This is a genomic window from Fructilactobacillus sp. YLN 2412 (assembly GCF_059488745.1).
The window spans coordinates 919,325-938,469 of the sequence record NZ_CM183165.1; the positions used below are offsets into that span (position 1 = coordinate 919,325).

38 protein-coding genes are annotated in these 19,145 nt (G+C 31.0%); 4 read left to right on the forward strand and 34 right to left on the reverse strand.

Annotated features, from left to right (window positions below; translation table 11 throughout):
- The 34 genes from AC0GLR_RS04575 to AC0GLR_RS04740 all read right to left on the reverse strand — a co-directional run bounded on the left by AC0GLR_RS04575 (nt 1) and on the right by AC0GLR_RS04740 (nt 16,653).
- Nucleotides 1-762 (reverse strand): head maturation protease, ClpP-related, encoded by a 762-nt coding sequence (locus AC0GLR_RS04575; protein ID WP_495604296.1) that lies wholly within the window; start codon nt 760-762, stop codon nt 1-3.
- Nucleotides 759-1,922 carry a phage portal protein gene (locus tag AC0GLR_RS04580; RefSeq protein WP_495604297.1) on the reverse strand — a complete coding sequence of 388 codons (1,164 nt, stop codon included), beginning with the start codon at nt 1,920-1,922 and terminating at the stop codon, nt 759-761. Before AC0GLR_RS04580 ends, AC0GLR_RS04575 begins: the two co-directional genes overlap by 4 nt.
- A 16-nt stretch (nt 1,923-1,938) precedes the next feature.
- On the reverse strand, nt 1,939-2,130 hold the full coding sequence (locus tag AC0GLR_RS04585) for a hypothetical protein (RefSeq protein WP_495604298.1): 192 nt from the start codon (nt 2,128-2,130) through the stop codon (nt 1,939-1,941).
- 8 nt (nt 2,131-2,138) lie between these two features.
- The gene (locus AC0GLR_RS04590; protein ID WP_495604299.1) at nt 2,139-4,001 is read right to left on the reverse strand and encodes a terminase large subunit; all 1,863 of its coding nucleotides are present in this window, start codon (nt 3,999-4,001) and stop codon (nt 2,139-2,141) included.
- A 14-nt stretch (nt 4,002-4,015) separates the two neighbouring features.
- Nucleotides 4,016-4,465, reverse strand: coding sequence for a phage terminase small subunit P27 family (locus AC0GLR_RS04595; protein WP_495604300.1), 450 nt, complete (start codon nt 4,463-4,465; stop codon nt 4,016-4,018).
- 114 nt (nt 4,466-4,579) lie between these two features.
- A complete protein-coding gene (locus tag AC0GLR_RS04600) occupies nt 4,580-5,086 on the reverse strand; it encodes an HNH endonuclease (RefSeq protein WP_495604301.1) in 507 nt (168 codons plus the stop codon).
- A 175-nt stretch (nt 5,087-5,261) separates the two neighbouring features.
- Complete coding sequence (locus AC0GLR_RS04605; RefSeq protein ID WP_495604302.1) at nt 5,262-5,393, reverse strand: hypothetical protein; 132 nt, start codon at nt 5,391-5,393, stop codon at nt 5,262-5,264.
- Nucleotides 5,383-5,721 carry a hypothetical protein gene (locus AC0GLR_RS04610; protein WP_495604303.1) on the reverse strand — a complete coding sequence of 113 codons (339 nt, stop codon included), beginning with the start codon at nt 5,719-5,721 and terminating at the stop codon, nt 5,383-5,385. The genes AC0GLR_RS04605 and AC0GLR_RS04610 overlap by 11 nt, the downstream gene beginning before the upstream one ends.
- Before the next feature lie 308 nt (nt 5,722-6,029).
- Nucleotides 6,030-6,458 carry an ArpU family phage packaging/lysis transcriptional regulator gene (locus tag AC0GLR_RS04615; RefSeq protein ID WP_495604304.1) on the reverse strand — a complete coding sequence of 143 codons (429 nt, stop codon included), beginning with the start codon at nt 6,456-6,458 and terminating at the stop codon, nt 6,030-6,032.
- 201 nt (nt 6,459-6,659) lie between these two features.
- Nucleotides 6,660-6,827 carry a hypothetical protein gene (locus tag AC0GLR_RS04620; RefSeq protein ID WP_495604305.1) on the reverse strand — a complete coding sequence of 56 codons (168 nt, stop codon included), beginning with the start codon at nt 6,825-6,827 and terminating at the stop codon, nt 6,660-6,662.
- 120 nt (nt 6,828-6,947) lie between these two features.
- Complete coding sequence (locus AC0GLR_RS04625) at nt 6,948-7,385, reverse strand: hypothetical protein (protein WP_495604306.1); 438 nt, start codon at nt 7,383-7,385, stop codon at nt 6,948-6,950.
- A gap of 2 nt (nt 7,386-7,387) precedes the next feature.
- Entirely contained in the window at nt 7,388-7,627 is a 240-nt protein-coding gene (locus tag AC0GLR_RS04630) for a hypothetical protein (RefSeq protein ID WP_495604307.1), read from the reverse strand.
- The gene (locus tag AC0GLR_RS04635) at nt 7,617-7,841 is read right to left on the reverse strand and encodes a hypothetical protein (protein WP_495604308.1); all 225 of its coding nucleotides are present in this window, start codon (nt 7,839-7,841) and stop codon (nt 7,617-7,619) included. Before AC0GLR_RS04635 ends, AC0GLR_RS04630 begins: the two co-directional genes overlap by 11 nt.
- On the reverse strand, nt 7,834-8,199 hold the full coding sequence (locus AC0GLR_RS04640; RefSeq protein WP_495604309.1) for a hypothetical protein: 366 nt from the start codon (nt 8,197-8,199) through the stop codon (nt 7,834-7,836). Before AC0GLR_RS04640 ends, AC0GLR_RS04635 begins: the two co-directional genes overlap by 8 nt.
- Nucleotides 8,192-8,479, reverse strand: a complete 288-nt coding sequence (locus AC0GLR_RS04645) for a DUF6275 family protein (protein WP_495604310.1) — start codon at nt 8,477-8,479, stop codon at nt 8,192-8,194. The genes AC0GLR_RS04640 and AC0GLR_RS04645 overlap by 8 nt, the downstream gene beginning before the upstream one ends.
- A 2-nt stretch (nt 8,480-8,481) precedes the next feature.
- A complete protein-coding gene (locus AC0GLR_RS04650) occupies nt 8,482-8,901 on the reverse strand; it encodes a hypothetical protein (protein ID WP_495604311.1) in 420 nt (139 codons plus the stop codon).
- Nucleotides 8,888-9,328 (reverse strand): DUF1642 domain-containing protein, encoded by a 441-nt coding sequence (locus tag AC0GLR_RS04655; RefSeq protein WP_495604312.1) that lies wholly within the window; start codon nt 9,326-9,328, stop codon nt 8,888-8,890. Before AC0GLR_RS04655 ends, AC0GLR_RS04650 begins: the two co-directional genes overlap by 14 nt.
- 40 nt (nt 9,329-9,368) lie before the next feature.
- Nucleotides 9,369-9,584, reverse strand: coding sequence for a hypothetical protein (locus AC0GLR_RS04660; protein WP_495604313.1), 216 nt, complete (start codon nt 9,582-9,584; stop codon nt 9,369-9,371).
- Nucleotides 9,585-9,601: 17 nt separating this feature from the next.
- Nucleotides 9,602-10,747 carry a tyrosine-type recombinase/integrase gene (locus AC0GLR_RS04665; RefSeq protein ID WP_495604314.1) on the reverse strand — a complete coding sequence of 382 codons (1,146 nt, stop codon included), beginning with the start codon at nt 10,745-10,747 and terminating at the stop codon, nt 9,602-9,604.
- A complete protein-coding gene (locus AC0GLR_RS04670) occupies nt 10,695-11,459 on the reverse strand; it encodes an SAM-dependent DNA methyltransferase (RefSeq protein WP_495604315.1) in 765 nt (254 codons plus the stop codon). Before AC0GLR_RS04670 ends, AC0GLR_RS04665 begins: the two co-directional genes overlap by 53 nt.
- Nucleotides 11,422-11,844, reverse strand: coding sequence for a hypothetical protein (locus tag AC0GLR_RS04675; RefSeq protein WP_495604316.1), 423 nt, complete (start codon nt 11,842-11,844; stop codon nt 11,422-11,424). Before AC0GLR_RS04675 ends, AC0GLR_RS04670 begins: the two co-directional genes overlap by 38 nt.
- Nucleotides 11,837-12,733, reverse strand: coding sequence for a hypothetical protein (locus AC0GLR_RS04680; RefSeq protein ID WP_495604317.1), 897 nt, complete (start codon nt 12,731-12,733; stop codon nt 11,837-11,839). The genes AC0GLR_RS04675 and AC0GLR_RS04680 overlap by 8 nt, the downstream gene beginning before the upstream one ends.
- Before the next feature lie 26 nt (nt 12,734-12,759).
- Nucleotides 12,760-13,161 carry a DUF1064 domain-containing protein gene (locus AC0GLR_RS04685; protein WP_495604318.1) on the reverse strand — a complete coding sequence of 134 codons (402 nt, stop codon included), beginning with the start codon at nt 13,159-13,161 and terminating at the stop codon, nt 12,760-12,762.
- Nucleotides 13,158-13,406 carry a hypothetical protein gene (locus AC0GLR_RS04690; RefSeq protein WP_495604319.1) on the reverse strand — a complete coding sequence of 83 codons (249 nt, stop codon included), beginning with the start codon at nt 13,404-13,406 and terminating at the stop codon, nt 13,158-13,160. The genes AC0GLR_RS04685 and AC0GLR_RS04690 overlap by 4 nt, the downstream gene beginning before the upstream one ends.
- Nucleotides 13,403-14,320, reverse strand: coding sequence for a DnaD domain-containing protein (locus AC0GLR_RS04695; RefSeq protein ID WP_495604320.1), 918 nt, complete (start codon nt 14,318-14,320; stop codon nt 13,403-13,405). Before AC0GLR_RS04695 ends, AC0GLR_RS04690 begins: the two co-directional genes overlap by 4 nt.
- Nucleotides 14,321-14,337: 17 nt before the next feature.
- Nucleotides 14,338-14,721 (reverse strand): hypothetical protein, encoded by a 384-nt coding sequence (locus AC0GLR_RS04700; protein ID WP_495604321.1) that lies wholly within the window; start codon nt 14,719-14,721, stop codon nt 14,338-14,340.
- A gap of 65 nt (nt 14,722-14,786) precedes the next feature.
- A complete protein-coding gene (locus AC0GLR_RS04705; protein ID WP_495604322.1) occupies nt 14,787-14,981 on the reverse strand; it encodes a hypothetical protein in 195 nt (64 codons plus the stop codon).
- Nucleotides 14,982-15,113: 132 nt separating this feature from the next.
- Nucleotides 15,114-15,287 (reverse strand): hypothetical protein, encoded by a 174-nt coding sequence (locus tag AC0GLR_RS04710; RefSeq protein WP_495604323.1) that lies wholly within the window; start codon nt 15,285-15,287, stop codon nt 15,114-15,116.
- A 1-nt stretch (nt 15,288) separates the two neighbouring features.
- A complete protein-coding gene (locus AC0GLR_RS04715) occupies nt 15,289-15,432 on the reverse strand; it encodes a hypothetical protein (RefSeq protein WP_495604324.1) in 144 nt (47 codons plus the stop codon).
- A gap of 13 nt (nt 15,433-15,445) precedes the next feature.
- A complete protein-coding gene (locus AC0GLR_RS04720; RefSeq protein WP_495604325.1) occupies nt 15,446-15,604 on the reverse strand; it encodes a hypothetical protein in 159 nt (52 codons plus the stop codon).
- A 12-nt stretch (nt 15,605-15,616) separates the two neighbouring features.
- Nucleotides 15,617-15,832 (reverse strand): hypothetical protein, encoded by a 216-nt coding sequence (locus AC0GLR_RS04725; protein ID WP_495604326.1) that lies wholly within the window; start codon nt 15,830-15,832, stop codon nt 15,617-15,619.
- Nucleotides 15,825-16,037, reverse strand: a complete 213-nt coding sequence (locus AC0GLR_RS04730; RefSeq protein WP_495604327.1) for a hypothetical protein — start codon at nt 16,035-16,037, stop codon at nt 15,825-15,827. Before AC0GLR_RS04730 ends, AC0GLR_RS04725 begins: the two co-directional genes overlap by 8 nt.
- Before the next feature lie 30 nt (nt 16,038-16,067).
- Complete coding sequence (locus AC0GLR_RS04735) at nt 16,068-16,208, reverse strand: hypothetical protein (protein ID WP_495604328.1); 141 nt, start codon at nt 16,206-16,208, stop codon at nt 16,068-16,070.
- Between the two features lie 178 nt (nt 16,209-16,386).
- The gene (locus tag AC0GLR_RS04740; protein WP_495604329.1) at nt 16,387-16,653 is read right to left on the reverse strand and encodes a helix-turn-helix transcriptional regulator; all 267 of its coding nucleotides are present in this window, start codon (nt 16,651-16,653) and stop codon (nt 16,387-16,389) included.
- 154 nt (nt 16,654-16,807) lie between these two features.
- Between AC0GLR_RS04740 and AC0GLR_RS04745 the strand changes: the two genes are divergently transcribed.
- From AC0GLR_RS04745 to AC0GLR_RS04760, 4 genes are read left to right on the forward strand one after another with little or no spacing between them, the layout of a single operon-like run.
- Complete coding sequence (locus AC0GLR_RS04745; RefSeq protein ID WP_495604330.1) at nt 16,808-17,146, forward strand: helix-turn-helix domain-containing protein; 339 nt, start codon at nt 16,808-16,810, stop codon at nt 17,144-17,146.
- Between the two features lie 9 nt (nt 17,147-17,155).
- Complete coding sequence (locus AC0GLR_RS04750; protein ID WP_495604331.1) at nt 17,156-17,545, forward strand: ImmA/IrrE family metallo-endopeptidase; 390 nt, start codon at nt 17,156-17,158, stop codon at nt 17,543-17,545.
- 59 nt (nt 17,546-17,604) lie between these two features.
- Nucleotides 17,605-18,357, forward strand: coding sequence for a hypothetical protein (locus AC0GLR_RS04755; protein ID WP_495604332.1), 753 nt, complete (start codon nt 17,605-17,607; stop codon nt 18,355-18,357).
- Between the two features lie 37 nt (nt 18,358-18,394).
- Nucleotides 18,395-19,138 carry a DUF4145 domain-containing protein gene (locus tag AC0GLR_RS04760; RefSeq protein WP_495604333.1) on the forward strand — a complete coding sequence of 248 codons (744 nt, stop codon included), beginning with the start codon at nt 18,395-18,397 and terminating at the stop codon, nt 19,136-19,138.
- The last annotated feature ends 7 nt before the right edge of the window (nt 19,139-19,145 follow it).

Consider the following 19,145-nt stretch of genomic DNA (forward strand, 5'->3'; position numbering starts at 1 on the left):
TTATCGTCCTTTCAGAATTTTGATTTTTTTATTTACAAGTTCTTGGTGTTTATTAACTATGTGAACAGGTGTTCTATTTTTATTAGATTCATTTTCGGAATCTTTTTCATCAAACTTATTTAAATTTCCAAATAATTCCTGGAAACTCTTAAATTGTTGAAATTTATCCTTGACTGAATCAGAAAAAATAGAACCACCCACTGAATTAGTGACTGGTTCCATAGTTTTTGTATTCTTAAAAATTTCATCAATGAATCCTTGCTCTTTTGCAACTTCTGCAGTAATCCAAGCTTCACTATCCATCAAAGCTAGAATTTCATCCTTGCTTTTTCCTGTTTTACTTACATAAGCACTAGCAATTGTTTCGTTAATCTTTCCTAATACATCTGCCGCATGTTGCATATCATGGTTATTACCTTCAGCAATAGAACTAGCATTATGAATCATCAATATGGCAGTTTCTGCCATCGTAACTTTATCTCCAGCCATCGCAATCACAGATGCAGCAGATGCAGCCATTCCTGAAATGTTAGTAGTTATTTCATTTTTACAATGCTTTAACTTATCTGAAATAGCACTTGCAGCAGAAACTGATCCACCACCAGAATTAATATTGAAGGTAACAGGTTCACTACCAGCTTCATCTAAAGTGTTTTGAACAATTTTGGGAGAAATATAAGGTGATCCCAAAAAACTGTTAATAACAGCATCAAAACTATCATCATCAAGTACCGGACCGCTCAAATCTATTGTTTTCATCATTTATCACCTCCTTTCAATGAACCGTCGCGATTACGTCCTTCATAATCAGGAGTATCTTTGGAAATATAGCCAATTTTCTTAAGAATATGGGTAGCTTGATTACCATCTAATGCATAACTATTAGCTAATTTAGCAATCTGGTTAGCGTAATCTTTGTTATCGGGATCAATAGCAGAGCTCATATCTAACTTGATATCCACACCAAACTTCATTGTTAGTTCACTAGCAATTGCATTAATGTACTTACTCAATGCTTGTGAATATTCAGAACGTATTTGTTCAATATTTGAATGTTCTGACTCATTATTTAAAAAGTCTTGAGGAATTCCAAAAACCTTGGCCACTTGATTTCTTGTATAAGTAACAGAATTAAGTAATGAGGCAATGTTTTTATCAATTTCAGGAACTGAATAAGTAGCACTCTGATCCATGACCATTACTCTACCAACATTTTCACCGCTATTAGCTTCTTCAAATGCTTCCCTGACCCTTTCTTTTCCTTCAGGATCCACAGTTCCTGCTGCTAAAGATAAAACTCCATTTGGTCGAATAGCCTTTTTTAAAGTTTTAATTGCAGTAGCATTAGCCGAATCTTGAATATTTAAATCAGGAATTAATGCATTCAATGGGCTAACACCCAAAAATGGTGTTTCTGAAGCGTTAGTCAGTAACTTAAAATGCAACATTCTCTTGCTGTCTACCTGAACATCATCTCTATCGTCGTTAAAATGAACTTTATAATTAACATTTTGGCCATCATTTGAAATGATAATCTGAACTTGAGAAGGAACTAATAATTCAAGAGATTTAGGTAAATTTCTGCCATCGACATGAATAAGAACGTAAGAATTACCTTCTAGCAATAATTGGCCAATGGTACTTTGCCAAAAACTATAAGAATTAAGAATAGAATTAGGATTGTTTAATAAATCTCTAACGGTTGAGTTATAAGTGATAAATCTACAGTTAGAAACATCACTACTAATTAAATTGATAGCAGTATAAATATCAGAATTTTTCAAAGCACGAAACGCACTAACATAACTTTGAGAAAAAACTGTTTGACCGTTCATAACCATTACTGGTGAATAAGAAGTAGATGGCAAAAATGTTTCGTTCTTGACTGACTTTTTAAGCGTTGAGAACGGATTTAAGCTCATTATGTTCACCTCCTTTCTAATCGGTTAATAGAATGGAAAGTGTAATAAGTGTGATGGCCAAAGTGATTACTCCAAATTTCAATCCAAATAAAAAAGCCCCAATGATTAGGCAGATTAAACCTGCAAGCATTAAGACCGGCGGAATGAATTTCTTTAAATGTGGCAATAAGTGCCAAAAAGCACTCAACTTTTCTTTTATTTTTCTCATTTTTTCTCCTAAAAACTGTAATTTTTATAAAAATCATCAATTTGTTCTTGTGACATTCCAGCGAAAACATCAGTTTGTTGTTCAACATCAATAGCTTCAAAAGCATAAATAGCAGCATAAAACGCATCAATAATGGCATCCGCTGCATCAATTTTTTGTGTGGCTTTATTTTTATCAATTTTTATTCCATTGTTATCAACTAAGGTAACAGCGTTAAGTAATGCAGTGCTTAAAATCTCATCATCAAACATTGTTATATCTTTACCTTGAAATTCATGACGCATAAATGTAGTTGGCTGGCTTAATGATTTAGTTCCTTGTCGAACAGCAATTGTTGGCCAGTTTTTAATTTCCTCAAGTTTTCTAATGAATATTTGGTCATTCCAGGGATCATAAAGAAAATATTTAACATTTAAATCGTGGTCTTCAACGAAATCAAGTAACCAGTTATAAACTGTTTCATAATCAATATCACCACCAGGAGTATGAGAAATTTGACAATAACCTTGTTGCTCTAAGTCACGATAATTAATCCCATCTTGAGTTTCTTTTATTCCAATATTTTGTTGTGTTCGACTTGTTGGAATAAAAGAATATTGCATTATGTGAAATTTGTTTTCATCATTCTCATCTGTGTAAGGAAATACAAAACCAAATGCAGTATCATCAGAAAATTGTGAAGCATCGAACCCAATATATACATCTCGACCATCAATATTAAAATCATCTTTAGGAATTTTAGAATTCTCAATATCTTTTAGGTCAATATACCGATCTTGTTTTCCGTTTAACCATAAATTTAAATTTTTATTTTGAAAGTCAACAATATTTCCGGCAGCTAAGTCACTTTCCCTTTTGTCTTTTAATCCATCGAGCAATGTTTCCTTTTGTGAATCTAAATAGAGCAATGGATTGCTTTTAAACCAAGTTTTTGGATCATCAGTTTCTTTTATTGAGTCCTGAGCCCAAACTAAGCAAAGCATATTATCGTCTTTTCGCTTATAGTCTTCTTCCATAGCTTTACGGGCAACTTTTTGATCAGCATGAAATGGTACTGTTGCATTAGGATATGATGTTGATATCTGGATAAGCTGATGATTAAATGTTTTAACTTGTCCGGAAGAAATTTTGCTCATTTTATCTCGAGAAGTTAGTTCCCCAATTTCATCAGTAACAGCAGTTCTGAAATGATAACTATCGAATTTACCTGACTCAAAAGAAATAGCACGAAGAACATTATTATTAGCTTTCATAATAATTTGATCGTGCTGAATTTTAATTTTTTTCTTTTTTGCCATTTTTTTAAATGGTTGAATTTTAATAATCTCAGTCAAAAGAGTACATACATATCCAAAAAGTTTAGTTGTCTGCTTATAGTTAAGTGAAGCAACCAAATAATCTTGGTTAGAAAGTCCATCAGACTCAATTAAAAATGTATAGCAAAGTAACATTGCACATAACATTGTCTTACCTTGCCCACGGGCAACTGATAATAAAGCGGTTGTGAAACGTTTTGAACCATTATGCTTACGCCAACCCATTAATTGAGAAAAAATAAACTCTTGCCAAGGCATTAGCTTTAATTTTTCATCAATGTTGTCTACGTTTGGAACTAATGACTCAAATTTCAAGAAATTACGGATACGTTCTAATTGATATTCATACTCAAAATCATCATTTCCAATTCTTTGTAAGTCTCTTAAATGACGAAAACAAGCAAGTTTAATCATATATCCAGCTAAATAACGTCCATCTAGTACATCAAAGCAATATTTAGTGCCTGGATCATTATATTTTTTTCTAATCTTCGAAAAATCTATACTCTGATATGCTCCATCAATGTCATTCGTTTTAGATAAGTCAATTTTCAATAAGAATCACCTCCTTATTTAAAATCATCAACTGATCCATCATCGTAATCACCATCTTCATCATCTAAATATTTTAATAATTCACCACGTGATTTGGGTGATAAACCTAATTCAGAACCAATTGCTTTAAGGTTTTTCTGTGAATCATTATAAATTGAAGTCATTGGATTTCTTTTATATCCAACAAAGTCATGATCTATCACTTGACCACTTGCATCTTGTATTGAACGATAAATTGGTTGAACTTCATGATTCTTTTTAATGTGTTCATATGCATGACGAAATATTTCATAATCAGTAACGTATTGTTCAAGCAATTTTTCATCGCTTGCCCTAACATTTCCTTTTTCGTTCAAAAAGCGCACACATTTTCGCCATGCAGCAGCTGCAATCTTCCCCATATAAGCTGGTGGACGAACTGGCAAAGTCCCATTATAATCAGCATTAGGGAGCTTCTTGACCATTGTCAGTACCTCCTTTTTGTTTTAACCCCCCCTATATAAAAATTTTCAAAAATAGAATTATTTATAAGAAGGCGGCAGTGTGGTGCGGACGCCGCGGGCATCCTAGGCGGGGGTCTATTTTTGTTTCAGTTCATCAATCCATTTGAGTTTGTTCATTTTTAATAATTCATTGTCGTTTTTATATTGTTCTTCTTTTGTTTTCTTGTTATGACACTTTGCGCACAAAGTCCATAGGTTATTTACATTAAGCATTTCTTTTTCGTCACATAAACGTAATGGGACAATATGATCTGCATAAAGCCTTTGTTTAGCAATACCACAAATCTGGCAAGTAAAAACATCTCTGTTAAGAATATAGTTTCTAATCTGTTCCCATTGTTTAGACCGATAGAATTTAGCTCTGTTGGCATCATGCTTAGTCGTTGCCTTTCGTCTTATGGTTTTGTCATAGTGCTCGGTCTCTTGCTGCCTATGTCGTCGATGAATTGGGTCATTATCACGTTTGTAAAGCCATACCTTATATCTCAAATGATGTTGCTCCCAATGTTTAGGGCACCAACGATACTTAGCTTGTATGATTGCATGACATCCGTTCTCTTCACACATCTTCACTCTTGCCATTACTATTGCCTTTCACCCAATATGTTCTTATTGATTTCAATAATTTCGTACGATTAATTCATCATCTTTATTAATTTCATTACCATTCAAATCATAATAATGTACTGATCCATCAATGTATTCCATACAACTAATATCATTACGGAAATCGAACTCTATTTTATCCGGGTGTTTCCTATCTCGTTTCCGATGAACGTTTGCCATCTTGCTTTCCTTTCTGCTTACGTTTAATATCTTTATCAATCTTGCAAATCATTTGATATTCTTGGTAACTTGAATAAACAAGACCATCACGCTTATAAGTCATTAGCATCATCCTCATATGATGTTATTTTCTGAGATAACTCTTGAATCCCATCTTCTGTCATATATTTGATATTCATAGACTTAGATTTTTTATGTTGATCATTAGTTATCCAACTTATATTCAAACTAACCAATCCGTTTCTACTATTAGAGTTAATCAATTTATTATCGATATATACTTTAGGAACATCAGCAATATCATTAAATTCAATTCGAATTCGTTTATGTTCATTGTTTGACCTAATATTTTTAGATAAAGTGCTTAATCGCTTTGCAATCTTCCCTCTAATGTTAATTCCAGTTTTCATAATATAATTAACTTCTTCCATTGAGTTACCTCCAATTAATTTTATGTACAAAAAAAGACATCCAATACGGATGTCATTAATTAACCTGACGTCATAGACGTTGCGAACAGATTGACGTGATGCAATTTGCGATACATACATGGGCTATTGCCCGATAGTGCGTCTAGGAATCGAACCTAGATAAAAAACCTATCACACTAACTAATGATTGAATTTGAAAAGCATATCATTATATAAACAAGAAATGGAAAACTATATCGTTTAGTTATAATTTTATATAATACTATTATTGCATGTTCAAAGGTCGCCTGATGGTCGCAAAAAGGACACTAAAAGGTCGCTTTTTTATATACTATTAAATCAATTCCATAAGCTTCCATAGCGTATGCAAAGTCTATCGATGCTTGATTCTTTAGTTCTTTATATCTTGTACTTCCATATCCAATAGATTGAGCAACTTTCCAATCAGCTATTTCATTAATATAAACGTCCCAAAGTATTTTTCTTTTAAATCTTGATGTAGATTTAATTGCTTTTAATACATTCCTAACTTCATCTTGACGTTCAAACTTCTTAATCATTGCTTCTTCATTGGTATTTCCAACTGGAGAACTAGAAGGTACGTCTGAAATAGTAGGTGACTTAATATCTGCATCTGATAGTCCTGCCAGTAATAATAATTTAGGAAACTCTTTATTTAAAAATCGTTTAGCTTTAACTGCAGTCTTTTTTTCATCAATTTCTGGTATTAATTCCATCAATGCCCTCCTGAAGTTGGTAGTGTATAATGTAAAATGTCGAACATACATTTGCCTGCCAACTGGTGGGCATTTTTTATTTACATAGAAAATATAAAATAATGGCAATAATGACTGAAAGTGTAATTATTAAAATTAATCCTTCAACTATAAATTTAACTGTAAATATAGATGTTAAAAGCAAATAAGTATATTTACTCATTACATCTTTCCGTTCATAGCATTATTTACATCATTCATATTTAAAACTCCAAGTTTTAAACTTTCCACAACCAGTTTACGTCTTTGAATTGCTAAATTAATATTTTCAATAGTGCTGCATACTATTACCAATGCAATCATGCCTGAAACCAAATATACAAATATCATCCTTAATTCTCCTTTTTTACGAGTAATATAAACGCATTCTGCGGCGGTTTCAGTTTATTAATGGGTAGTTATTCACCTATGTGCAACATATAACGTCCATTTATTACCAAATTCTTATGTTTATTCTTCTATTTCATAATTTCCATACAATACTGCTTTTATAAATTTTTCAGTATTTCCAGGTAATCCAATCCAACTTTTAACATCTGAAAAATTAAAAAGTTCTGAATTCCAGATAAGAGCCGCTGAAAAAGAACCAAAAACATCAGATAAAATGGTATATATTTTTTTATCATCTTTCTTTTCCTGTTTAATAAAGTCAGCAACATAAAACGGAATTTTAATTGTCTCTTTTTCTTTAGGTTGCGTTGGACCCTGAAGTTCTATTTTAGGTAATGAGCTTAAATTTTTATTGATAAAATCATTTTGTAAATCTAAATTCGATTCCAATGATTTGCTTTTATCTTCCAAAATAGATTTGCTACTTAAAAATCCAACTACATATCCAGATAATCCAATTAAAGCACCTGTAAAACCACCAATTATAAAATTGCTCATATTTATTCTCCTATATCCAACTTTAAATATCCTATTTGCGTAACTATATTCATAATCTGATTAAATATTATTTTTAATCCTTCACTATCGGTTTCAATAAAATTATCTTCTAACCTCTCATCGGAACTAATAAAATGAATATCTTTGTTAGTTTTGATTTGCAAGTATGAATTATCGGGAATTTCAATTTTATAAATTTCTTTGTCTTTATTTTTATCTTCATATTGCTTTTTATTTAACATTTAATTTTCTCCCACACATTGGACAATAATTAATTTTTTGATGTTCTTCCAATATATTTAATTGATCGGATAATCTTAATGTTTTACCATCAAATATTTGAGCAGAAAATATATTTCCATCATGATATTCTCCTGAAATTAAATCTTTTTCTGCTAGCCCAAAACCGTGACCATCATCGTGGCAATATTTACAATCATCTTGTTCTTTAGTCATATACACACTCCTTAAATACTTCCGGCAATTGTTCTAATGTATCTCCCATATGAATGTTTGAAATAAAATTACCGCCCCAATCACCATCTCGTATTTCTAAAATTGGAAAACGTCTTTTGACCAAGTCTTCTTTAGCAATATAAACATCTAAAAAATTAGTTGGTTCGAAAATCCAATATTTCCAAGGAATATAAAAATATTTAACTTTTTCAACGTATTGATCATAAACTTCTCCAGCATTGCAATCGTAAGGAGCATCATCCCAATCATCGCCCCATTGTTCCCCGTTTTTACCAAGATAAAGCTTAATCAGATTCCCTTTGCATTCCCAATCAATGATTTGCAGTTTTTTAGTCATCATTGTTCTCCTTGATTACGAAATTATCTTTTTTATCATAAACATCTACGTATGTTTCTTTCTTGTCACCGTTATAAGTAATTTCAAAAAGTAGTTGATTAGTTCCACCTAAGCCTAAAATTGCTTTGCGATTTTGAAGTGTCTTACATTCCCATACTTTGAAAATTTCACCAGTATAAAAATCTGTTGGAAACTCCAATCCACTCATATCCCCAAAATTCTCTTTTACATATTTTTCTACTGCTTTTTCACATGTTTCATTAAATTCTTCATTATTCATAATTAGTCCTCTACTTCCACTAATTCTTTTTTAATCAATTCTCGCCAAATTTTTTCTACTCTAGCTTCATCTTCCCCAAGAGCTAAATCACAAACTTCTGCCAAAAATAATTCATCATCCTTCAATTTGTGCATTTGTTTTTCAGTTTTTACGTCTTTTTCTATATATTGAAGTTCTCCAAGCGACCATTGACGTTTTACTTCCATCTCATTATCTTCTGCCCAGCAAAAAACTATATCTGACATTGCATTATCTTCCAAAATGTCTTCAGGTAAACGATCTTTATCATATTCATCAAGATAATTAGAATTTTCTTCAATCAACTGATCAGTATCAACTTTTTCTTCATCGCAGTAGATAGATGCTATTTCAAAAAAATTTCTATCCACAAATGAATCAAAATCATATTTACTTCTTTTCATTTGTGTAGTCCTCCACATCTTCAGCAAAAAACATACCAGCAGGTTCATCTTTTAAGAATTCTTCAGCTTCTTCTTGTGTGAATTTAGTTTTCGTGATCTTATCTTCTAGGGAACTTTCAACAGTAAATCTGTTAATGGCTGGATACTCATTCAAATAATTAGACTCACTGTCTACCTTATCTGACCGTAACCTAATGTATTTTAACTTTGGCTTCTCAATTTCATAACCAACCACAAACATTTTTGCTAATAAATTTATAAAGTTTGTATCATCTAATCGTCGGTATTCTTTGATTTTATCGTCAGCATAATTTCTAGCTAAAATAACGCATGAAACATCATTGTCATAATAATCTTTTATAGTTTCAAATTTTTTTGCTAATTCTGAACTAACAACAGGTTTTTCAATTTCAATCTTTTCTGCCATGTTTATCTCCTTTAACACCGTTAAATATGTTTTTAATTTTCTAATCATTAGTTTTCGATAAAATTAAAATAGCTAAAATAATAATGTACATAATAAATTTGCTTAAATTTGATAGATAAACTCCAAAAAATATTTTGGCAATCCAACTAATAATAATCGTTACCAAATATGGAAAAACAAACATCAAGATAAATGCGACGATGCAGATTAATGCTAAAAGAATTGGCAATGGGAATAATTTAATCAAAAACTTCATATTTTTCTCCTATATTCCTATTCAAGAATTTGTTGAACTTTGCTGATTGATTCTTTTTTCTGTTCGTCAATCAAATGACCATATGTGTGCACAATTTGATCGGTTGTCGAATGGCCAACTTGATCTGCGATAAACATTGCTGGAATTCCTTTCATAAGTGAATAAGAAATATAAGTATGCCTAATCTTATGCATTGAGATGTTCTTAGTAATTCCATATTCATTCTGTAATCTAACAAACTGATGATTTAACGTATCGTTATAAATAGGTGCGTCTGCTTCTAAAACTAGTGGCTTTAATGCTTCAGGTCCTAGCCACATGTGACGCCATTCGTCATAACGTCTAATTAACTTAATGATTTTTTTATCAACGTAAACTTTTCTAATTGATGACTTGTTTTTGGTATCTGCAAATTCATAAGTTTTTCTTTTATATTCAAGTGTTTTATTGATATCAATATAATCATCATGAATATCATCAATAGTTAATCCTAATCCTTCAGCAAAACGGCATCCTGTATGCAATAAAATTGCAAATAGCATCAATTTTGCTTGCAAAGACATAGATTTTACATTTGAATTACTTCTATTTCCTTGTCTTCCTTTAGGTTTTACGGGTACTTTGTCAAAATTCGTTAGCTCTTCTAATTTATAATCAATTCGTGATTTAATTTCTTTACATTCAGAAGATGATAAAGTTTTTGGCTTGTTTCTATGAGCTTGCTTTTGTTCAGTTGACCAACTATCTTCAACAGAATGAATTTCTAGTCCATGCTTTGGAAGTCTTGCAAGAAATCCATTATCTCGAGCATAAATCAACGCTGCTAAAAGGTGGCGCTTAAAATCAAAAACAGTTTGTCTTTGGCGTGTTTTACCATACATGTCTAGCATTTGTTGAAGTACCATTGGTGTTTCTTCTAAATCAACTAGCATTAAATCACTAACATTTTCTTTAAGCCATTTACTAGCCATTTCGTATTTTTGATAAGTAACAAAAACCACATTTCTTTTTTTAACGTTGATTAAGTACCAGTCAAAGTATTCACAAAGCGACATCTTACGCATGTTCTCTCGTAAATCTTTGAACGTTTGTTTAAAACTTTGCTCATCTTCATTTTCCAAAAATTCTGTTACTGAATTCTTTGAATCGATTATTTCTGCCATCTTTATCTTTCTCCCATTCTTTTTTAATTATTAAGTTTTTACTGATGTTTTTATCCCAAATATCAATGTTTGATTCTACGTGTGGTTCATATCGATCTTCATCCCATTTAGAAATACCAAAATATTTTTTGACCGTGTCATTGTATGGCATCAAATTTACAGTACTAAATCCAAATGAATCATCTAAATCATTTTGAATAAAGAACACACCTTTTGCTACACGACTCAAAGCATCACAATTAACCACTATGGCATTCATGCCCCTAATTGATAAATTGAACAGTAAAAATGGAATTGCTCTATCTGAAAGTTCCTCACACCAATACAAATGTTCATGTGGGTAATATTCCCATGGAACTTGTTTAATACAGTCAGACCACCATTTTTCAATGGTAATTCCACCAGTTCCAGAACAAACATCCATATTCATTCCGTTTTTTTGATCCATTCCAATTATTTTAGTTAATATGTTAGAAACGGATGCTGGAGTGAAGTCTTGTTTATGCTTCTTTCGATCAGCTTGTTCTTCTTCAAAATATCCCTGAAACCAGTCATAGCTAATATCATTATTAATATTCAGAAATTTACGAAAGGTCTTTTCTCTTAGATCTCTATCGAAAACAATTTCCATCATCCTACTTGGTGCTTTAAATGCTTCATTGATTTCTAATATTTCATTGATCTGTGCCATTGTTAGCATTTTGTTTTCCACTATCTTGTGCCTCCGGTTTGTTTTCTTTTAGAACACTATCCTTTAGCCTAGTAATACGTTTTCGTAATTTTTTATACTCAGCTTTATTAATTTTTTCGAAATTACAATCAGCAGTCATTTTATTGAAAATATCAAACATTGGTTGGTGAGCAATTTCTGCCACTTCTTTCATTCGTTCAATTAAATAGTGCTTTTCGACATCTGTTGCATCGGTTCGTAAATCTTCAATATATTTCATATCAATAACATCATGGTCATCAGGATTTAAGAATTTATCAATCCCACTATTAGTAGCGCTTACTTGTTTAGACATTTTAACGATGGAAACAATTAAATCTTTGATCTTAAACCATTCTTCATCTGTAAATTGGATCGTCTTAGTCATATAATTCACTTTCCTTTTTGATATAACCCCATAAAAAATTACGACGATTATAAATCCCGTTATTTTGAACACATCTTGCAAAATAATTCACATCTGTAATTTCATGTATTTTTAAATTTTTTTCTGGGTTATAATATCTAGCTTTTCTAGGCATAAATTGCATTTTATAACCCATTTTTTTCATCTTCCAAAACAAATCTCGAATATATCCACTAGCTATTTGTTTTTTGTTATAGTCAAAAGCAATGAAAATTTTATATATTTTTCTTTTTTTAAATAAATGGACTTCCTCACCAGTTTTACGATTAACACGAATAACAAAGTAATTGCCCCAAACACAAGAACCTCTTTTACAAAACTGAGACATGTTCATAACATTTGGTTTAGGTTTTAAAAGATCATGCTCTTTAAACCAATTACAAGCTTCAAAACAACGACCTGTCATAATTTCTTTCATATTTTTATCGTAAATGCGATAAAGCCAATAATCTTGGCATATATTAGCAATTTCATACTTAACTTTTTCATCTAAGTAACATTTACCATTTACATATTCGCCAGTTACTAAATCTTTTCGAAGCATGAAGTAATTCCCATATTCAATTTTTCGTGTTCCTAATTCATTAAAATGTTGGCCCTTAACTGAGTTAAATTCTGGAAATCCATGGTTGTTTAAAAACTTAACTGCTTCGTTAGATTTTCCGAAAAAAATAAGATGCCCTTTTTTATCAAAAATATCGTATCTAAAGTTACTATGTTTAATCTTTTTTGTTTCAAACAACTTTTTTATTTTTTGAAAAATAACATCGTCATCTGGAATGTTTCCGTTATATTTATTTTCTAATTTATTTAGATATTTAATATAATTTTCTTTAGTAATTTCAATCATAATAATTTTCTTTAATTCAATCTAATTCATCCGCTATTTTTGGTCTTTCTGCCATAGATTTCTTCAAAAAAGAAACCAGATCTATTAAGTCTTGCAATCGTTACTAAGACCTCAAAACGCTTTTCAAATTCTAAAATTCTAATCCTTGCATCGCTGGTTATTTGATTACCTTTTACATCAACAACCTTTGTAATATTTCCGTCATTGTCACGAAATACAAAGTCGGGAGCATATCGTAAAGCAGCTAGTGAATAATCATTGACGGTTATTTTGGGCGAATACTCAAATGATTCATGAACTGTACAATTTACATCTTTATCATGTACATGTTGCATGTAGTATTTGAACTCAGCTTGAGAATCAAAAGTATATCCATCAAACTTAACTTTTCTTGCATGGTATTTATTAACACCTGTTCGTCTAATCATGCTGTAGCCTTTTTACTTTGAACTCCTAACCAGTCAAATACTTGGTGATGAGTTAATTCTTCGTTGATAATTAAACGCTTTATTTCATCGCTGCTTAATCCACTTTTAGAAACCATTAACTTATAAAAATCTCTTAGTTGATTAGTTGAAGGTTCAGTTTTAGTGTCCCATGGTTCTTTTTTGTACAACTTGCACATTTTCCATTCGATTCGAATTGATGTTTGAATAAACTCTTGTGGACTCAAAATGGCACACCTCCAATATCTTCAGGAATATCATCATCTGTGAACTTCGGATGTTGTGTATTATTTTCATGATTTGCCCACTTTGGCAACGTCTCTCGGACATTGTTTTGTTTATACTTACTTTTAGATTTCATCTCACGATTAATTCGTTGTTTATGCTCTTCAGTAAGCTTTTGAGCTTGCTCAACAGTTGTTACCTTGTTTTCTCGGTAACTCTTCATGACCTTTAACAGATACTTATCAATACCTCTTGAATTAATGTTGTATCTAGCAGCTTCAGAAATGGCATACTTAACTAACTCTTCACCAAATTCTTGAACCCAGTCTTGAATATCCTGTTGAGCAACTGCATTAGGAAATCCCCAAATCTCTTGCCAAGTCGTAAAAATGCTTTTGCTTTTAGATTTTTGTTCTTGGTTTTGATTGTTTGGTTGAACAGACGTGCCAGCGTCATCATCATTATTCATATTCTCTGTAGTAGTCTCTGGGTAATCTCTGGTATTGGTGTGTTCATTTTGAACAGTTGGAGCTGTTCGTTTTGAACACGTCGTCTGTTCATTTTGAACACATGGACTGCTCACTGATTCATTATTTAATTCATCAATTGCATCATAATTAATCGTGTACCATTTCGTTTTATCGAAACCTTTTTTATTAAAGTTTCCAGTTTCAACTAAACCCATTTTTTCTAGACTTGTAATAGCTCGTCTTAATGTTGATTTAGAAAAGAAAGGCATTTGTTCAAGCAATCCATCATACGTGTTGTAAGTCCATTTTTTTCCATTTTGAAAGTTGTTAGTTCGTTGCAACCAATAATGAAACTGCTGTAAAACAATCGCTTCATTTAGCCCTACTTTCTTAGCCAAATTAGGCAGAACAACTAATGGCTGTTCATCAATCAATAAATTACTCATGTTCGTCCTCACGATCATTAATTTGTATAAATAGACTTTCTTCGTCTAATTCTATTAATAGTTCCAAAATTAAACTGACAATCTTGCCACTCTAATTTCTTATGAATCCAACTACGCGAAACTGCATAGCCACAATCATTAATCTTTGCTGCTAATTCACTAGCAGTCTTAGCTTTAATCACTGAACCATCTTTAAATTGACACTTATAAATATAATGGCTTGTCCCATGTTTCTTTTTAATTGGTTTATTCTGATGAATTGCCTTGTCACGCTGACTTTCAGAATAAATTTGAATTTGTCTATATCGTTTATCTTTTAATACTTTAGGATTAGTCATTGATCCATAATCTTTTTCTAAAGCATCGACAAGTTCAATTAACTGTTGATTTGTTTTAATCATGATGTCCATGTCCAAATTCAGCTGAAGTTAAATTGTTTTTGATTCTGATTTTAAGAATCCCTTTATCAATCATTTTGTTCATTTCCAAAACTTTGTAAAAATGGACTGCTTTTATAGTTATTGATTTTCCGAGTTAATTCTTTATTTCGTTTCTCAGCTATAAATGCAGCACGACTATTTTTATGCTTGTTCATATCAATGATTTTTTTATTTGTTGCTATTTCTTTTTGCCATTTTTCTATCTGCTTATTAGCTACCATTACTATCTCCATTCAGATTGAATAAGATGCCCATTACTGGTAGAATTAAAATGTATTATATTTACCAATACGCATAATTCATGACTGTTCACGGTGCAACGTGAATGGTCTTTTTTTATACCTTTGATTAACTTACTCAACATCTCTTCCACCTCCCGCTAAATCCTTTAGAGTTTCCCATGCTCCATATTTGTGCAAATCTTTAACGATTAGGTAAATAATCAATGCAACAACAATTCCAATAATCAAAGTACTAATTGCTTCCAAACCAACTGTTAATAAATAGCCATAAAAAAACCAGTCCATTTTAAATCCCCTTTTCTTTATTTTCTCTACTACGTTCAACAAAATATGTTGCATCAATTGCTTCTTGTGGCATCCGCTGCCATGTCGATATATCACAATCAGGTAACCGATGTTGCAAATAACTTATTTTTTCTTTTCTAGTCATTAATAATTTCCCATTACATCTCTGAAACTGCCTCAAGCAGTTCATTATCAATTCTTGATTTTTCTAGTGCTACTGCTGATTCAAGTGATTCATCCGACATTTGTTCAAAAATCTTTTTATCTCTTTCTGAATGGATAGTTAATAAGTACTCAATTTTCTCTGATCTATTCATTTCTAATCCTCCCTAAACTTTAACTTCATGTTCTTTTATATATTGTTTTATTTCACCCAAGCGAAGCATTGGACCTCGACTCCAGGGAACAATAATTGCAGTGAACAAACCTTGTTGAATATATTTGTTCATCGTTGTATATGATCTAATACCAAGTTTTTTCATAGCTTTGTTTTTTGGAATCAAATCATCATTATCTTCAAATTCATCAATTCTGAAGTTACTCATCTAATTTTCCCCCTTGATAACTTGATAATTTTGCAGCTTTATAAAGACCACTAGCAACATCCGCAACATTATCTTTTTCTTCAATTTCCGCATTTACAACTATTTTTTCGTCATTAAATTTAGATAATTTTCGTATCTCATCCATTTCTTCATTTAATTTTTTAACTGAACTAACACTTAAATTTATTCTGATTTTAGTTGTCATTCATATCATCTCCCTAATTACGTTGATTTTTTAACTAGCTAACCAAATACCAATTAATGCACCAATAGTCCAAAATGGTAAAAGATAAATACAATATAAAAACGGATGTTGCTTTGGATTAATGAATAAGTCATGAAAATTTTTTAATCCACAAATTATTTTTTGATACATTTATTTTTCCAATCCCCTTTAATATCTAAATCATTAAGAAGATGAATAATTATTTTTCAAATCCTTTGATAACATCTATTTCTTTTTTATTAGAGACCTTCATGCTACTTGCGATAGCGTGAAGATCTTTTTCTATTTCACACAAGCAATTTAGCAGTTCCCTAAAATATGAAATCATCTATCTCACCACCTTCTTTAATTGCTTTTTTTGCAAGTCTGATTGCAAAATTTTTTCTATTGGTTCATCTAACATTTCAGAAAGAATGGGCAATTCACTGACTTGAAACTTATACGTTCCATTTTCTCTACGAGAATATGCTGCAACACCATTCAATCCTAAAGCATTTGCCATTTCCAGCTGCGTAATTTCTTTCTTTTTTCTAACACTTCTAATTAATTTTAAATTGATTCCACTTTTATTTTTGATATTTCCACTTCCTTTCAATTGCGATTAATGCAATTAATTACACTTAACATTGTATCTTGCGATTTTATCAATGTCAATTGTTTATCTTGCTTTTTTAACAATTTATAATATCTTTTTTCGCAAACATGTTAGGATAATATTGTGTTAATCGCAATTTATGGAGGTATATATCTTGGCTACTATAAAAACAATACAAATAATTGCTAATTTATTAGAAAGAAAAAGTATGAGTCAAGTTGAATTAGCTAAAAAATTGGGTATTGGAGAAAGTGCATTTAGTCGAATTATGAAAGGCTCAAGAAAAATTTCAGCTGATGAACTAAATGAAATGGCAGATATTTTTGGTGTGACTACAGATTATCTATTAGGAAGAAAAGTAAATCTTGGAAGTACCCCTGTTGCTGCTCATATGGATGATAATCTAACTGAGGAACAGAAAAAGGATATTGCTGATTATATTGAATTTAAAAAAGCTCAATATAAAAAAGAAAATGAGAGTAAAAATAAGTAGGTGTTGATTATGAATAACATCGAGAGATTAATGTCTCAATATCCAGATGTGAAATTTGAATTTGAAAATATGCCAACTGGTATGTGTGGTTTAAATATTGGTAATAAAATAACCATCAATAGTGATCTTGATTTACAAGAACAGTATCAATGGTTATGTGAAGAATTAGGTCATTTTGAAACATCAGTTGGAGATATTTCTGACTATTCTAATATATCTTCATATAAACAAGAGAAAAAAGCACGTAAATGGGGAATGAAAAAACGAGTTCCAAAGGAAGTACTTATAAAGATAATTTCTGAGCCACACGAAGATGATTACGAGATTGCGGATGAGATTGGAGTCCACGTTGACTATCTTCATTCAGTAGCTATGATTTATGGTTTTAATTATAAATAATAATAAGTCCAGATACGGATGACTTTAAAAGCTGAAAGTCAATACATAAGGAGTTTTTTATGAATAAATTTTTGTTGAGTATCGCTGGAGCTAGTGTAATTTCATTAACTGGTATATATGCAACAAATTTGCAACCAACTTACGCACAAGTCTCTTCAAAAACATTTCCTAAAGAAGTTCAAGGTAAATGGACTAGCCAAAATGGAGATACTTTTAAAATAAATGATAAAAAAGTAATTTTAAAGATTGCTAATGGCAAGAAAAAAGGTACATATAAATTTAAACTAAAAAGCAAAACTAACGATAGTTATAAATTAAAAATTGATGGTAAAAAGTTTAATAAAACCAAAGACTACTCATTGTCTGCATTCCAAAACGGAACAATGAAATTTACTTATGGTAAAAAAACAATGCAGTTTAATAATGAAAATGTAAAAACTGATGAGAATAAAACAAACTCTGTTTCCCAAACATCTTCTCAATCCAAAATTAATACTTCAAGTAATAGCAATACAAACTCCTCTAACCAACAAAATGAAGAATGGTCCGGAGAGAATGCTGTTGCTGCTAGAACTGGTCAAGGTCTCAGTAATTATGATCGTTACCTAGCAGAAAGATATCACTATAACCCCGTTTCAGGCACTTATGAAGGTACTCCAGAAGAACAAGCACAGGGTAAAGCACTAGCAGAACAAGACCAATCTAATTGGAATGATGAGCAAAATAAATCATATGTAACTAATGCCGATGATTCTCAAGCAATGGCTGAAAAAGATGCTGCTTATGCAGAAATGGATAATGAAAATCAATAAAAAAGCCTGCAATAAGCAGACTTGAAAGGAAATTTTTATGAGTATCCCATTTATTAAAGATAGCAGAAACTCAAATTATGAAGAAAGAATGTTGAGTGAACCTTATAGACATGTAGGATATTATAAACCTAATTTTTGTCCATTTGAAAATATGGCAACCCAATTCATTTATCAAACTAATACAAAAATATATGAATATATAGACAAAAAACAAACTCATAATCATTTAGGTATTGTTTTCCAATGTACATCATGTGGTAGATTTTGTTTGATAGATTATGACATAAATGATAGTAGTTTTTGCACACCTATAGATTATCCAAATACATTTAGCACTGATGAATTCCCCTTCCCTGAAATTATTGCTGAAAAATTCCCGAAATTCAAAAAAATATATATTGAATCTGAAATAGCTGAAAATAATGATCTAAATGAAATAGATGCAATGGGTTATAGAAAAGCTTTAGAATTTTTAGTTGAGGAATTTTTATTAACTATAGCAGACAATGAAACCGAAAAAGAAACCATAAAAAATAATTGGTTAAAAGCAAATATAGATAAACTTTCGGCTTTAGATCCATCACTAGCAGATAATGCCAATATGGTAGCTTGGATTGGTAATGATAAAACCCATACAAAAGAATTGCACCCTGATCAGACAATCGATGATATGAAAAACTATCTAAGTGTATTAACTGCTTATATTGCATTTAGAGTACAAGGTAAAAAAGGAAAGAAATATATGGAAGATTCCAAAAAATCCCGCAATAAGCAAAATTAATAAAATA

Coding starts and splice junctions, on each gene's coding strand:
- AC0GLR_RS04575 (WP_495604296.1), bottom strand. CDS start 762: ATGATGAAAACAATAGATTTGAGCGGTCCGGTACTTGATGATGATAGT.
- AC0GLR_RS04580 (WP_495604297.1), bottom strand. CDS start 1,922: ATGAGCTTAAATCCGTTCTCAACGCTTAAAAAGTCAGTCAAGAACGAA.
- AC0GLR_RS04585 (WP_495604298.1), bottom strand. CDS start 2,130: ATGAGAAAAATAAAAGAAAAGTTGAGTGCTTTTTGGCACTTATTGCCA.
- AC0GLR_RS04595 (WP_495604300.1), bottom strand. CDS start 4,465: ATGGTCAAGAAGCTCCCTAATGCTGATTATAATGGGACTTTGCCAGTT.
- AC0GLR_RS04600 (WP_495604301.1), bottom strand. CDS start 5,086: ATGGCAAGAGTGAAGATGTGTGAAGAGAACGGATGTCATGCAATCATA.
- AC0GLR_RS04605 (WP_495604302.1), bottom strand. CDS start 5,393: ATGACTTATAAGCGTGATGGTCTTGTTTATTCAAGTTACCAAGAATAT.
- AC0GLR_RS04610 (WP_495604303.1), bottom strand. CDS start 5,721: ATGGAAGAAGTTAATTATATTATGAAAACTGGAATTAACATTAGAGGG.
- AC0GLR_RS04615 (WP_495604304.1), bottom strand. CDS start 6,458: ATGGAATTAATACCAGAAATTGATGAAAAAAAGACTGCAGTTAAAGCT.
- AC0GLR_RS04620 (WP_495604305.1), bottom strand. CDS start 6,827: ATGATATTTGTATATTTGGTTTCAGGCATGATTGCATTGGTAATAGTA.
- AC0GLR_RS04625 (WP_495604306.1), bottom strand. CDS start 7,385: ATGAGCAATTTTATAATTGGTGGTTTTACAGGTGCTTTAATTGGATTA.
- AC0GLR_RS04630 (WP_495604307.1), bottom strand. CDS start 7,627: ATGTTAAATAAAAAGCAATATGAAGATAAAAATAAAGACAAAGAAATT.
- AC0GLR_RS04635 (WP_495604308.1), bottom strand. CDS start 7,841: ATGACTAAAGAACAAGATGATTGTAAATATTGCCACGATGATGGTCAC.
- AC0GLR_RS04640 (WP_495604309.1), bottom strand. CDS start 8,199: ATGACTAAAAAACTGCAAATCATTGATTGGGAATGCAAAGGGAATCTG.
- AC0GLR_RS04645 (WP_495604310.1), bottom strand. CDS start 8,479: ATGAATAATGAAGAATTTAATGAAACATGTGAAAAAGCAGTAGAAAAA.
- AC0GLR_RS04650 (WP_495604311.1), bottom strand. CDS start 8,901: ATGAAAAGAAGTAAATATGATTTTGATTCATTTGTGGATAGAAATTTT.
- AC0GLR_RS04655 (WP_495604312.1), bottom strand. CDS start 9,328: ATGGCAGAAAAGATTGAAATTGAAAAACCTGTTGTTAGTTCAGAATTA.
- AC0GLR_RS04660 (WP_495604313.1), bottom strand. CDS start 9,584: ATGAAGTTTTTGATTAAATTATTCCCATTGCCAATTCTTTTAGCATTA.
- AC0GLR_RS04665 (WP_495604314.1), bottom strand. CDS start 10,747: ATGGCAGAAATAATCGATTCAAAGAATTCAGTAACAGAATTTTTGGAA.
- AC0GLR_RS04675 (WP_495604316.1), bottom strand. CDS start 11,844: ATGACTAAGACGATCCAATTTACAGATGAAGAATGGTTTAAGATCAAA.
- AC0GLR_RS04680 (WP_495604317.1), bottom strand. CDS start 12,733: ATGATTGAAATTACTAAAGAAAATTATATTAAATATCTAAATAAATTA.
- AC0GLR_RS04685 (WP_495604318.1), bottom strand. CDS start 13,161: ATGATTAGACGAACAGGTGTTAATAAATACCATGCAAGAAAAGTTAAG.
- AC0GLR_RS04695 (WP_495604320.1), bottom strand. CDS start 14,320: ATGAGTAATTTATTGATTGATGAACAGCCATTAGTTGTTCTGCCTAAT.
- AC0GLR_RS04700 (WP_495604321.1), bottom strand. CDS start 14,721: ATGATTAAAACAAATCAACAGTTAATTGAACTTGTCGATGCTTTAGAA.
- AC0GLR_RS04705 (WP_495604322.1), bottom strand. CDS start 14,981: ATGGTAGCTAATAAGCAGATAGAAAAATGGCAAAAAGAAATAGCAACA.
- AC0GLR_RS04710 (WP_495604323.1), bottom strand. CDS start 15,287: ATGGACTGGTTTTTTTATGGCTATTTATTAACAGTTGGTTTGGAAGCA.
- AC0GLR_RS04715 (WP_495604324.1), bottom strand. CDS start 15,432: ATGACTAGAAAAGAAAAAATAAGTTATTTGCAACATCGGTTACCTGAT.
- AC0GLR_RS04720 (WP_495604325.1), bottom strand. CDS start 15,604: ATGAATAGATCAGAGAAAATTGAGTACTTATTAACTATCCATTCAGAA.
- AC0GLR_RS04725 (WP_495604326.1), bottom strand. CDS start 15,832: ATGAGTAACTTCAGAATTGATGAATTTGAAGATAATGATGATTTGATT.
- AC0GLR_RS04730 (WP_495604327.1), bottom strand. CDS start 16,037: ATGACAACTAAAATCAGAATAAATTTAAGTGTTAGTTCAGTTAAAAAA.
- AC0GLR_RS04735 (WP_495604328.1), bottom strand. CDS start 16,208: ATGTATCAAAAAATAATTTGTGGATTAAAAAATTTTCATGACTTATTC.
- AC0GLR_RS04750 (WP_495604331.1), top strand. CDS start 17,156: ATGAATAACATCGAGAGATTAATGTCTCAATATCCAGATGTGAAATTT.
- AC0GLR_RS04755 (WP_495604332.1), top strand. CDS start 17,605: ATGAATAAATTTTTGTTGAGTATCGCTGGAGCTAGTGTAATTTCATTA.
- AC0GLR_RS04760 (WP_495604333.1), top strand. CDS start 18,395: ATGAGTATCCCATTTATTAAAGATAGCAGAAACTCAAATTATGAAGAA.